This window comes from Novosphingobium percolationis (assembly GCF_020179425.1).
Lineage (GTDB): Bacteria > Pseudomonadota > Alphaproteobacteria > Sphingomonadales > Sphingomonadaceae > Novosphingobium > Novosphingobium percolationis.
Genome location: NZ_JAILYM010000001.1, coordinates 543,612 through 555,900, shown reverse-complemented (window position 1 = coordinate 555,900; position 12,289 = coordinate 543,612). Strand labels below are relative to the sequence as shown.

Genomic DNA, 12,289 nt, shown 5'->3' with positions numbered 1-12,289 from the left:
GTCGTGGCCGATGTCCAACCCGTTGAAATCGTGATCGTCGGTGGCGGCACCGCCGGCTGGATGACCGCTGCGGCGTTCGGTCACTTCCTCGAATCCGGTTACAAGATCCGCCTGATCGAATCCGAAGCCATCGGCACGATCGGCGTGGGCGAGGCAACGATCCCGCAGATCCGCATGTTCAACCAGGCGCTCGGGATCGACGAGGACGCCTTCATCCGCGCCACGCAGGCGACCTTTAAGCTGGGCATCGAGTTCGTCGGCTGGACGAAGCCCGGCGAGAGCTATCTCCACGCGTTCGGCGACGTGGGCCGCGCGGTGGGCCTGTGCGGTTTCCATCACGTGTGGTCGCGCGGGCGTCGACTGGGGCTGGCCGGGCCGACGCACGACTATTGCCTCAATGACATCGTGGCGAAGCAGGACCGGATGCACCGGGGCCGCGCGCTGACCGCGCCGACGGTGCCCGAAATGCCCCACGCGTTCCATTTCGACGCCTCGCTCTATGCCCGTTTCCTGCGCCAGTTCGCCGAGGCGCGCGGCGTGGTCCGCAGCGAGGGCACCATCGACGAGGTGCTGCGCGACGGCCAGACGGGCGACGTCACCGGCCTTCGCCTCGCTTCGGGCGAGATCGTTGGCGGAGACCTGTTCATCGATTGCTCGGGCATGCGCGCGCTGCTGATCGGGCAGGCGCTCGGGGTCGCTTACGAGGACTGGAGCCACTGGCTGCCCTGCGACCGCGCGCTGGCCGTGCCGAGCGCGCGCGTCGAGCACTTCACGCCCTACACCCGCTCCACTGCGCACGATGCCGGGTGGCAGTGGCGCATCCCCTTGCAGCACCGCACCGGCAACGGGCGCGTCTATTGCAGCGCCTTCACCAGCGACGAGGCGGCGGCGGACAGCCTGCTGGCGCATCTCGACGCGCCCGCGCTCGACGATCCGCGACCGATCCGCTTCACCACCGGGCGGCGGCGCGAGGCGTGGAAGCACAACGTCATTGCGGTGGGCCTGTCGAGCGGGTTCCTCGAACCGCTGGAATCGACCTCGATCCACCTGATCCAGTCGGCGATCTCGCGCATTCTAAAGTTCCTGCCGGGCAAGGTGCAGTCGCAGGTCGAACGCGACGAATACAACCGCCAGTTTGCCTTCGAGATGGAGCGCATCCGCGACTTCATCGTGCTGCACTATACGCTGAACGAACGCGACGAGCCGTTCTGGCGCGCCTGCCGCGATATGACGCTGCCCGGCTCGCTTGCCGATCGCATCGCGCTGTTCCGCGAAGGTGGCCACATCTTCCGCGATAGCGACGAACTGTTCAGCGAAGTGGCGTGGTTTCAGGTCATGGCGGGGCAGGGCATCGTTCCGCTGCGCAGCCACGGCATCGCCGAGGCGCTCGACGTGGCCGACCTCAAGGCGTGGCTCGACACCATCGCCGCGCTCTACCAGCGCGAGGCGGCGCAGTATCCCACCCACGCGGACTACATCGCGCGCCATTGTGCCGCGCCTGCCATCGAGATGGTGCCAGCATGAAGTTTCTTTCCCTCGCGCTCCCGGTCCTTCTGGCCGCCCTCCCTCCCCCTGCCCAGGCACAGGCGTTCCGGGAGCGCACCCCTGCGGGCGAGACGGTCTATTTCGTCCTGCCCGATCGCTTCGACGATGCCGACCCGAAGAACGACAAGGGCGGGCTTAAGGGCGACCGGCTGAAGACTGGTTATGATCCCACCTCGAAGGGCTTTTACCACGGCGGCGATATCAAGGGGCTGATCCGCAGGCTTGATTACATCAAGGGGCTCGGCGCGACCGCGCTGTGGGTCGGCCCGATCTTCAAGAACAAGCCGGTGCAGGGGCCCAAGGGTCAGGAAAGCGCCGGTTATCACGGCTACTGGATCACCGACTTCACGCAGGTCGATCCGCATTTTGGCACCAACGCCGATTTCAAGGCGCTGGTCGATGCCGCCCATGCCAAGGGCATGAAGGTCTACATGGACATCATCGCCAACCACACGGCCGATGTGATCCAGTATCGCGAAGATGCGAGCACCGGCTATCCCTACCGTGCCCGTGCCGACTACCCCTATTCGCGCGCTGGCGGGCTTGGCGGCAAGGCGATCAACCCCGGCTTTGCGAGCGACGAGGATTCGAGCGCAGCCAACTTTGCGAAGCTGACCGATCCGGCCTTCGCCTACACGCCCACTGTTCCCAAGGGCGAGGAACACGCCAAGGTTCCCGACTGGCTCAACGATCCGGTCCACTACCACAATCGCGGCAACACCACGTTCTATGGCGAGAGCGCGCGCTTTGGCGATTTCGTGGGGCTGGACGACCTGTTCACCGAAAGCCCGGTGGTACGCGATGGCATGATCGCGATCTACGCGAAGTGGATCGAGGATTTCGGCGTCGACGGCTTCCGCATCGACACCGCCCGCCACGTCGATCCCGGCTTCTGGCGCGCCTTCATCCCGGCGATGCAGGAAACGGCAAGGAAGCGCGGCATCCCCAACTTCCACATCTTCGGCGAAGTGGCGCACGAAGGGCCGGACAACGGCTACATCGCGCAATACACCCGCCGCGACGGCTACCCGGCGGTGCTCGACTTCGCGTTCCAGAGCGCGGTGCGTGCCGCGCTGGGGCAAAGCACGGGGACCGACGTGCTGGCCGAGATGTTCGATGGCGACGTGCTCTATGAAGGCGGTGAACGGGCCGCGCTCGCGATGCCCACGTTCCTCGGTAACCACGACATGGGCCGTTTCGCCATGCTGGTGCGCAAGGACCGGCCGGGTATCGCGGATAAGGAGTTGCTCGACCGCGTGGCGCTGGCGCACGTGATGCTGATGACTCTGCGCGGCTCCCCGGTGATCTACTATGGCGACGAACAGGGCTTCGTCGGCCACGGTGGCGATCAGGACGCGCGCGAGGACATGTTCCCGTCGCGGGTTGCCAGCTACAACGACAACGCGCTGCTGGGCTCCACCCGCACCACCGCGCAGGCGAACTTCGCGACCGGCCACCCGCTCTACAAGCTGCTGGCGCAACTGGGTGCGCTGCGCGCCGCGACGCCTGCGCTGGTGCGGGGGCAACAGGTGACGCGCGGCTATTCCGACAAGCCAGGGCTGTTTTCGGTCTCGCGCTTCGATCCCGCAACCGGCGGGGAAGTCCTGATCGCCTTCAACACCAGCGACCAGCCGATCCACGCGGCCTCGACCATCGGCGCGTCGGCCGATAGGCTCGAAAGTCTGTTCGGGTCCTGCCCGGCGCGCGTGGCCGCGCCCGGTTCGGTCATGCTCGATCTTCCCGCCTTCGGCAGCGCGGTCTGCCGTGTCCTTTCCGATCCCTCCCCGGACCATCCGAACCCATGAAGCATCCCGAAATCCAAGAGCCCAAAAACCAAGAGCTGGCGGCCACCCAAGTCGAAACCCCCTGGTGGCGCGGCGCGGCGATCTACCAGATCTATCCCCGCAGCTTTGCAGATTCGAACGGCGACGGCATCGGCGATCTGCCGGGCATTACCGCGCGGCTCGATCACGTGGCGCGGCTCGGCGTCGACGCGATCTGGATCTCGCCGTTCTTCAAGTCGCCGATGGACGATTTCGGCTATGACGTGTCGGACTATTGCGACGTCGACCCCATCTTCGGCACGCTCGCCGATTTCGATGCGCTCGTGGCCCGTGCGCACGCGCTGGGGCTGAAGGTCACGATCGACCAGGTCTATGCCCACACCTCGGACCAGCACCCGTGGTTCGTGGAAAGCCGCCAGTCGCGCGACAATCCCAAGGCCGACTGGTACGTCTGGGCCGACCCCAAGCCCGATGGCTCGCCGCCGTCGAACTGGCAGTCGGTGTTCGGCGGCCCGGCGTGGCGCTGGGATGCGCGGCGCTGCCAGTACTACCTGCACAACTTCCTTGCCAGCCAGCCGCAGGTCAACGCGCACAACCCGGACGTGCAGCAGGCGCTGCTCGACGTGATGAAGTTCTGGCTGGATCGCGGCGTCGACGGCTTCCGCATCGATGCGCTCAACTTCCTGATGCATGATCCGGCGCTGCGCGACAATCCGCCCGCGCCCGAGGACGGCCGCCGCCGCACGCGCCCGTTCGATTACCAGCTCAAGATCTACAACCAGTCGCACCCCGGCATCGTCGGCTTCATCGAGCGCATCCGGTCCTTGTGCGACAGCTATGGCGCGGTGTTCACCGTGGCCGAAGTCGGCGGCGACCTTGCCGAGACCGAGATGAAGGCGTTCACCGCGGGGGAGACCCACCTCAACAGCGCCTATGGCTTCGACTTCCTCTATGCCGACAAGATCACGCCGCAGTTCGTGAAGGATGCGCTGGCCAAGTGGCCCGACGAACCGGGCCTCGGCTGGCCAAGCTGGGCCTTCGAGAACCACGACGCCCCGCGCGCCGTCTCGCGCTGGACCACGCCCGATCAGGCCGACGCCTTCGCGCGTATGAAGGCGGTGCTGTTCGCGGCCTTGCGCGGCAACATCATCGTCTATCAGGGCGAGGAACTGGGGCTCGAACAGGTCGAAATCCCGTTCGAACTGCTGCAAGATCCCGAAGCGATCGCCAACTGGCCGCTGACGCTGTCGCGCGATGGCGCGCGCACGCCGCTGCCGTGGACGGTGCAGGATGAACAGGGCGGCTTCACCACTTCCACGCCCTGGCTGCCGGTGGGTGCGGGAAACCTTGCGCGCGCGGTCGACCGGCAGGAAGCGGACCCGGATTCGCTGCTCAACCTGACGACGCGCCTGCTGAGCCTGCGCCGCCAGACCCCGGCGCTGCGGCTAGGCGACTTCACCGTGATCCATGCAGACGAATGCCTTCTGGCAATCCGGCGCACATCGGGTACACAAACGATTGTCGCACTGTTCAACATGGGCCCGGAACCCCGCAAGGTTCCGGTCGGGCTGGTGCAGGGCGGCGAAGAACTGGCGTCGGTCAACGGCGCCACGCTGGAGCAGCTGCCGGGCTTTGCCGCGCTGCTGGTCGACGAGAGGATCTGACATGCGCATCACTGCCGTTTTCGCAGCGCCGTTGGCGCTGGCGATGTCCTGCGCCCTCGTTCCGGGCGTTGCCACTGCCCAGAACGCGCCGACCACGGCGACTGCCGCGTCGCCCGATGGCTCACTGGTGTTGACCGTTACGACCGACAACGATGGCCGCCCGAACTACAGCCTGACGCGCAAGGGCAAGCTGCTGGTCGGCGCCTCGAAGCTCGGCTTCATCCTGACCGACGGCGCGCCGCTGCAACGCGGCTTCGCGCTGGTTGGCAGCACGCCTGGCGCGGGCCGCGAGACGTGGGAGCAGCCCTGGGGCGAGCGCCGCTACGTTACCGACAACCACACCGAACTGCTGGTGCGCTTCCACCAGAGCGCCGACTGGGGCGGGCGCGACATGAACGTGCGCTTCCGCCTGTTCGATAACGGCTTCGGCTTCCGCTACGAACTGCCCGAGCAGGCAGGCCTCAAGACGATGCGCATCGCCGACGAGATCACCGAGTTCGTGGTGGCGCAGAACGGAACCGCATGGTGGATTCCGGGCGGCGAATGGAACCGCTACGAGCAGGTCTACCAGAAGACGCCGATCGACGGCGTCTCCACCGCACACACGCCGATCACGATGAAGCTGGACGACGGCACGCACCTTGCGTTTCATGAAGCCGCCCTGGTCGATTATTCGGGGATGTGGCTCAAGCGGGTCACCGGCACCAGCTTCCGCGCCACGCTCTCGCCGTCCTCGCACGGCGCGCGCGTGACCCGCGACCTGCCGTTCAACACGCCCTGGCGCACGATCCGCATTGCCGACAACGCGGCGGGCCTCGTCGAGAACGACCTCGAACTCAACCTCAACGAACCCAACAAGATCGGCGATGTCAGCTGGTTCAAGCCGATGAAGTACATCGGCATCTGGTGGGGCATGATCCGCGGTGACTGGAGCTGGGCCGAAGGGCCGAAGCACGGCGCGACCACCGAACGCACCAAGCAGTACATGGACTTTGCCGCCAAGCATCACTTCGGCGGCGTGCTGGTCGAAGGCTGGGACAAGGGCTGGAACGGCAACTGGTTCGGCCACGGGCAGGACTTCAGCTTCACGCAGGCCGTGCCCGATTTCGACCTGAAGGCGGTCACCGCCTATGGCGCGAAGAAGGGTGTTCAGCTGATCGGTCATAACGAGACCGGCGGCAACATCGCCAACTACGAAGCGCAGCTCGACGATGCGATGAAGCTCTACCAGTCGCTGGGGATGCATTCGGTCAAGACCGGCTATGTCGCCGATGCGGGCGGGATCATCGCGCCGGGCGATGCGCCGGGCGAAGTGCGCATGGAATACCACGACGGCCAGCGCAATGTGCAGCACCACCTCAAGGTCGTGGAAACGGCGGCGAAGTACCAGATCGCCATCGACGCGCACGAACCCGTCAAGGACACCGGCCTGCGCCGCACTTATCCCAACTGGATCGACCGCGAAGGTGCACGCGGCATGGAATACAATGCGTGGGGCGCTTACGCCAACGGGCCGAGTCACGAACCGACGCTGGTCTATACGCGGATGCTCTCGGGTCCGATGGACTTCACCCCCGGCGTGCTCAGCCTCGAAGGCGCGAACCACGTGCCGCTCGCCTCGACGCTGGCCAAGCAGCTGGGGCTTTACCTTGCGATCTATTCGCCGATCCAGATGGCGGCAGATTTCATCGAGAACCTCGCGAAGTACCCGAAGGAGCTGGACTTCATTTCCAAGGTGCCCGCCGATTGGTCGGAAAGCCATCTGATCGCGGGCGAAGTGGGCACGCACGCGATCTTTGCGCGCAAGGACCGCAATAGCGCCGACTGGTACGTGGGCGGCGTGAACGACGCCACAGCGCGCGACGTGACGCTGGCCATGGACTTCCTCGATGCCGGCAAGACCTACACCGCCACGATCTACAAGGACGGGGAAGGGGCCACCTACGAAACCGAGGCGCGCCACCGCATCGCCTATGAAACCCGCAAGGTGCACAAGGGCGACGTGATCAAGCTGTGGCTCGCGCCCGGCGGCGGCGCGGCCGTGCGGCTGCATCCGGGCAGGTGAGGGATGCTCCGCGTCATCCACAGCGCGGAGCGCCCGGCCATACGTATGAGGATGGACAAACCCGTAAAATCCGTCATGACAGCGTAGTACAATTTGCCGGGTCGCTGGTCCGGCATCGAAGGAGAGACCTGAAGCCATGGCGCTAGCACCCGCCGCCCAGCCTTCCGCCGACGGCGGAGAGGCAGGCCACATCGACGCTCCCGAGCTGCGCCTTTTCGTCATGGCGCTGTTCTTCATCTTCGGCGGCATCACCTCGCTCAACGATGTGATTATCCCCAAGCTGAAGGAGCTGTTCACGCTGAACTACACGCAGGCGATGCTGGTGCAGTTCTGCTTCTTCACGGCCTACTTGCTGATCGGCATTCCCGGCGCGGCGCTGGTCAAGCGCGTGGGCTACATGCGCGGTGCGACCGTTGGCCTGCTTACGATGATGGCGGGCTGCCTGCTGTTCATCCCGGCTTCGCAGAGCGCCGCCTACCCACTGTTCCTGTTCGCCCTGTTCGTGCTGGCTAGCGGCGTGGTCGTGGTGCAGGTCGTGACCAACCCGCTGATTTCGCTGCTCGGCCCGCAGCGCACCGCCAGCAGCCGCCTGACCTTTGCGCAGGCGTTCAACTCGCTCGGCACCGTGATCTTCCCGACCGTGGGGGCGACGCTGATCCTGGGCAGTCTCGCCAAGGTCAGCGCGGCGGACCTGACCGGCCCGGCGCTCGACGCCTATCGCGTCGCCGAAACGCAGGCGGTGGCGCGCACCTACATCGGCCTCGCCATCGCGCTTGCCATCGTCGCGGGCGTGGTGTGGATGAACCGCAATCGCCTCAAGGGCGAAAGCCATGATGGCGGCTCGATCTTCAAGAGCTTCGACCTGCTGCGCCGCCAGCGCTTCGCCTTCGGTGCGCTGTGCATCTTCCTCTACGTCGGCGCGGAAGTTTCGATCGGCTCGCTGATCGTCAACTACTTCCAGCAGCCGCACGTGCTGGGCCTGACGGCTGAAGCGGCCGGGCACTACATCCCGTACTACTGGGGCGGCGCGCTCGTTGGCCGCTTCCTTGGCTCGGCCGTGCTGTCGCGGATCAATCCGGGCAAGGTGCTGGCCTTCAACGCGGTCGCGGCCATCGTGCTGCTCGGCGTCTCGGCCTCCACCGGCGGCAACGTCGCGGCGTGGAGCCTGCTGCTGATCGGCCTTGCCAACTCGATCATGTTCCCCACGATCTTCACGCTCGCCAGCGAAGGCCTTGGCCGCCGCGCGGCGGACGGGTCGGGCCTGATCAACATCGCCATCTTCGGCGGCGCGGTCGTGCCGCTGCTGACCGGCGGCGTGGCCGACCTTTCGGGCAGCCTGACGACGGCGCTGGTGCTTCCCGCGCTGTGCTATGGCGTGATCGCGACGTTCGGGCTTTATGCCCGGCGTCCGGCGCAGGGATAAAAGGCCCACCCCCAACCCCTCCCGCTTGCGGGAGGGGAGAGGCAAGCGCGGTGGGGTGGGCAAGCGTGACGCCCGCCCACAGGATAAATCTACCGGCGCCGTTGACTTTTACCGCCGAAAGGCCAAATTCGCTCCATGCTTTCGCAGAAGACGCGATACACCATCCGCGCGCTGCAACACCTCGCCGACACATTCGGGCAGGGGCCGGTTCGGCTGGACGCCATCGCAGAAGCGCAGAACATTCCGCGCAAGTTCCTCACCGTGATCCTGTCGGAAATGGCGCGCGAAGGCATTGTCATCTCGCTGCGCGGGCGCGATGGCGGCTATGAACTGGCGCTGCCGCCGGTCGACGTCCGCTATGGCGACATCATCCGCCTGACGCGCGGCAGTCTTGCGCTGGTGCCTTGCGCCAGCCGCAACGCGCACGAAACCTGCGCCAACTGCCTGCCCGAAGCCGAATGCCGGTTGCGCGGGCTGATGCTGCAATTGCGCGATGAAATGGCCGCCATGCTGGACCGCGTGACCCTGGCCGATGCCATTCCGCTCGAACCACCGTTCACCGAAGCCGACGCTTTCGCCTGATCCGGCGCGAGATTTCCCCAGCCCCGATTAACTTCACTTGGCGTTCATCGGGGGGCTGGTTATAGCGCTGCCCCATGACCCTTGCTGCTTCGCTCCGCACCCCTGTGCGGCTCGCCGTCCTCGCCGCCGCCACCGCCGCCATCGGCCTTACCGCGGGGTGCGCGGGCGGGGCCAAGGCGAAGAAGGACGTGGCCTATGTCGCGCGCGACGTGGACACGCTTTACGCCGCCGCCAAGGACCGGCTCGATCGCAACAACCCGAAGCAGGCCGCCGCGCTGTTCGATGAAGTCGAACGCCAGCACCCCTATTCGCCCTGGGCGCGCCGCGCCCAGTTGATGAGCGCGTTCAGCTATTACGCCGGCCGGGATTACGCCAAAGCGGTGCAGTCTGCGCAGCGCTTCCTCTCGATTCACCCCGGCAACAAGGACGCGCCTTACGCCTATTACCTGATCGCGCTGTGCTATTACGAGCAGATCAGCGACGTGACGCGCGACCAGAAGATCACCCAGCAGTCGCTGACTGCGCTGAACGAAGTGGTCCGCCGTTATCCAGGCACGCAGTATGCCACCGACGCGCGCCTGAAGATCGACCTCGTCAACGATCACCTCGCGGGCAAGGAAATGGAGATCGGCCGTTTCTATGAGCGCAGCGGCAAGTGGCTGGCGAGTACGCTGCGCTTCCGCACCGTGGTCGACAAGTATCAGCCGACCAGCCACACCCCCGAAGCGCTCTATCGCCTCGTGGAAAGCTACCTCGCGCTGGGCGTGCCGGAAGAAGCGCAGAAGGCCGCCGCCGTGCTGGGCAGCAACTATCCCGGCACCGAGTGGTACCAGAAGGCGTTCAAGCTGATGAACGATAAGGCCCCCGGCACGACCGCGTCCTGATCGGGGCGTCTGTCCCCTGAATTGTTCATCATTGCGAGCCCCGCGCAAGCAGGGCGGAGCGATCCGGTGTGGCCTCTGTGACGAGGGTGGATTGCTTCGCTGCGCTCGCAGTCACGATGCTCGCTGAACCGACAAAGGAAAGGGGCCGTGCCAGCAAGGCGCGACCCCTTTTCAGTATGCCCGCCCGCGTAGGGGGATGGGACGGGCGAGGGATTGCGGATCAGGCCGCGATGGGTTCGCGCACCTGCTTCGTGGCGGCAGCGGTCAGCGCGGCGAGGAACTGGTCGGTCGCGCGGTCCCAGTTGTAGCTGGCACCATACACCGCCGCGCCCATGCGGTCGCAGCGCAATGCCTCGGAAATGGCGCGGCCCAGATCCTCGTGCAGCGCGCCGACGCGCATTGGCAGGTCGCCTGCCGGACCATGGCCGCCCGCGCCGACTATATCGAGCGGGCCAGGCACCGGATAGGCGGCCACCGGCACGCCGCAGGCCAGCGCCTCGATCATGACGAGGCCGAACGTGTCAGTCCTGCTGGGGAACACGAACACGTCCGCACCGGCATAGGCCCGCGCCAGTCGCTCGCCCGAGAGAGCACCGAGGAACTTCACGTGGGGATAGCGCGCGCGCAGCACGGCAAGATCCGGTCCGTCGCCGACCACGACCTTCGTGCCTTCCACGTTCGCATCGAGGAACGCGGTCAGGTTCTTTTCCACCGCGACGCGGCCGACGTTCAGCATGATCGGGCGCGGCAGGTCGGCGTAGTCGTCCAGCGGCGCATGCTGCGGATGAAACAGCGTGCCGTCGATCCCGCGCGACCACAGCTGTGCATGGCCGATACCCTGCTGCGCCAGCTCGGCGGCGAGCGTGGGGGTGGAGACCAGCACCGCATGGCTCGCAGCGTGGAAGCGGCGCATCAGCGGCCAGAAGTGCGCCGCGTCGATCCCGGTCCGCACGGCCGCGTAATCGGGAAAGCGCGTGTGGAAAGCCGAGGTGAACGGCACCCGGTTGGCCTTGCACCAACCGCGCGCGCTCCAGCCAATCGGGCCTTCGGTGGCGATGTGGACGATGTCGGGCGCGAAATCGCCCAGCGTCCGGCGCGTGCCGAAGCGCGGCGCCATGGCGAGGCGGATCTCGCTGTAGCCGGGCAGGGGCAGCGTGAAGAACTGGCTCGGCGTCACCAGCTCCACTTCATGCCCGCGCTGGATCAGCCGGTCGACCGTGGTGGCCAACGTGCGGACGACGCCGTTGACTTGCGGGTGCCAGGCGTCGGTGCAGATCGCGATCCTCATGCCGGTTCCTTCTCGGTGGCGCGGATGGGAGCGGCCGCGGCGGCGCGGGCGGCGTGGCCCTTGCGCGTTTCCTCCGCCCAGTCGACGATGCTCATTGCGCCGCAGAAGTCTTCCACCAGCGCGGTGCAGCTTTCGACCCAGTCGCCATCGTTGTAATAGGTCACGCCGCCGATCTCGCGGATCTCGGCGCAGTGGATGTGCCCGCAGACCACGCCATCGACGCCGAGGTCCCGCGCGGCGTGGGCCACGGCTTCCTCGAAGTCGCAGACGAACTGCACCGCGTTCTTCACGCGCTTCTTCATGTAGGCCGACAGCGACCAGTAGGGCAGCTTGAACTGCCGCCGCACCGCGTTGACCCAGCGGTTCGAGCGCAGCAGCACTTCGTAGGCCTTGTCGCCCAGGAACGCGAGCCAGCGGGCATAGAGCACCACGCCATCGAACCCGTCGCCATGCGTCACCAGCAGCCGGCGTCCGTCGGCGGTCTCGTGGATCGTGTCGAGCGCCAGTTCCACCCCGCCGAAGCTCATCCCCGCATAGGGGCGCAGCATTTCGTCATGGTTGCCCGCGATCAGCACCACGCGCGTGCCGCGATGCGCCATCTTGAGCACGCGGCGGACCACTTCGTTGTGCGCGTCGGGCCAGTACCAGCCCTTCGACAGCCGCCAGCCATCGACGATATCGCCCACCAGATAGAGCGTCTCGCATTCGATCTGGCTGAGGAAATCGAGCAGCATCGGCGCATTGCAGCCCCGCGTGCCGAGGTGCAGGTCCGAGATCCACACCGTGCGCACCTTGCGCTTGGGGCGGAAGCTGACCGGTTCGGGATGTTCGAGCCAGGCCGGAATCGACGTGGCGAGTTCGGTAACGCTGGGCAGACCCTTGCGGGCGCTGGCGGGGGCCTTGGGGTAGGTCGGCACGGCGATGCCTCCTCGTTGGTGATCCTGCCCGAATCTCCTGTCACATTCACATTTCGTTCGCATGGCACCCTGTCACGCAGCTGCAATATGGCCATTTGCGGGCGAACAAGCCAAGAACAGAGGGTGACGCGGGAAAA

The 12,289-nt window shown here is 66.2% G+C and carries 9 protein-coding genes; 7 read left to right on the top strand and 2 right to left on the bottom strand.

Features of this window, described 5'->3' with window-relative positions:
• Positions 1-3: 3 nt before the first annotated feature.
• From K3A84_RS02495 to K3A84_RS02465, 7 genes are all read left to right on the top strand, one after another.
• Positions 4-1,524, top strand: coding sequence for a tryptophan halogenase family protein (locus K3A84_RS02495; RefSeq protein WP_225007508.1), 1,521 nt, complete (start codon positions 4-6; stop codon positions 1,522-1,524).
• Positions 1,521-3,350: an alpha-amylase family glycosyl hydrolase gene (locus K3A84_RS02490; protein WP_225007507.1), complete on the top strand. Its 1,830-nt coding sequence runs from the start codon at positions 1,521-1,523 to the stop codon at positions 3,348-3,350. Before K3A84_RS02495 ends, K3A84_RS02490 begins: the two co-directional genes overlap by 4 nt.
• On the top strand, positions 3,347-4,993 hold the full coding sequence (locus tag K3A84_RS02485) for an alpha-amylase family glycosyl hydrolase (RefSeq protein WP_225007505.1): 1,647 nt from the start codon (positions 3,347-3,349) through the stop codon (positions 4,991-4,993). Before K3A84_RS02490 ends, K3A84_RS02485 begins: the two co-directional genes overlap by 4 nt.
• A gap of 1 nt (position 4,994) precedes the next feature.
• On the top strand, positions 4,995-7,058 hold the full coding sequence (locus tag K3A84_RS02480; protein WP_404823089.1) for a glycoside hydrolase family 97 protein: 2,064 nt from the start codon (positions 4,995-4,997) through the stop codon (positions 7,056-7,058).
• Between the two features lie 136 nt (positions 7,059-7,194).
• Positions 7,195-8,481 (top strand): sugar MFS transporter, encoded by a 1,287-nt coding sequence (locus K3A84_RS02475; protein ID WP_225007504.1) that lies wholly within the window; start codon positions 7,195-7,197, stop codon positions 8,479-8,481.
• Between the two features lie 135 nt (positions 8,482-8,616).
• A complete protein-coding gene (locus tag K3A84_RS02470; RefSeq protein WP_225007502.1) occupies positions 8,617-9,063 on the top strand; it encodes an RrF2 family transcriptional regulator in 447 nt (148 codons plus the stop codon).
• Positions 9,064-9,137: 74 nt separating this feature from the next.
• Positions 9,138-9,947 carry an outer membrane protein assembly factor BamD gene (locus K3A84_RS02465; RefSeq protein WP_225007501.1) on the top strand — a complete coding sequence of 270 codons (810 nt, stop codon included), beginning with the start codon at positions 9,138-9,140 and terminating at the stop codon, positions 9,945-9,947.
• Between the two features lie 220 nt (positions 9,948-10,167).
• On the opposite strand, the gene K3A84_RS02460 is transcribed toward K3A84_RS02465, so the two are convergent.
• On the bottom strand, positions 10,168-11,235 hold the full coding sequence (locus K3A84_RS02460; protein WP_225007500.1) for a glycosyltransferase family 4 protein: 1,068 nt from the start codon (positions 11,233-11,235) through the stop codon (positions 10,168-10,170).
• The gene (locus K3A84_RS02455) at positions 11,232-12,110 is read right to left on the bottom strand and encodes a UDP-2,3-diacylglucosamine diphosphatase (RefSeq protein WP_263626116.1); all 879 of its coding nucleotides are present in this window, start codon (positions 12,108-12,110) and stop codon (positions 11,232-11,234) included. Before K3A84_RS02455 ends, K3A84_RS02460 begins: the two co-directional genes overlap by 4 nt.
• Positions 12,111-12,289: the final 179 nt, after the last annotated feature.

Bases quoted from the DNA above. Each gene is read 5' to 3' on its own strand.
- K3A84_RS02465 (WP_225007501.1), top strand. From the start codon at position 9,138: ATGACCCTTGCTGCTTCGCTCCGCACCCCTGTGCGGCTCGCCGTCCTC.
- K3A84_RS02480 (WP_404823089.1), top strand. From the start codon at position 4,995: ATGCGCATCACTGCCGTTTTCGCAGCGCCGTTGGCGCTGGCGATGTCC.
- K3A84_RS02475 (WP_225007504.1), top strand. From the start codon at position 7,195: ATGGCGCTAGCACCCGCCGCCCAGCCTTCCGCCGACGGCGGAGAGGCA.
- K3A84_RS02470 (WP_225007502.1), top strand. From the start codon at position 8,617: ATGCTTTCGCAGAAGACGCGATACACCATCCGCGCGCTGCAACACCTC.
- K3A84_RS02485 (WP_225007505.1), top strand. From the start codon at position 3,347: ATGAAGCATCCCGAAATCCAAGAGCCCAAAAACCAAGAGCTGGCGGCC.
- K3A84_RS02490 (WP_225007507.1), top strand. From the start codon at position 1,521: ATGAAGTTTCTTTCCCTCGCGCTCCCGGTCCTTCTGGCCGCCCTCCCT.
- K3A84_RS02460 (WP_225007500.1), bottom strand. From the start codon at position 11,235: ATGAGGATCGCGATCTGCACCGACGCCTGGCACCCGCAAGTCAACGGC.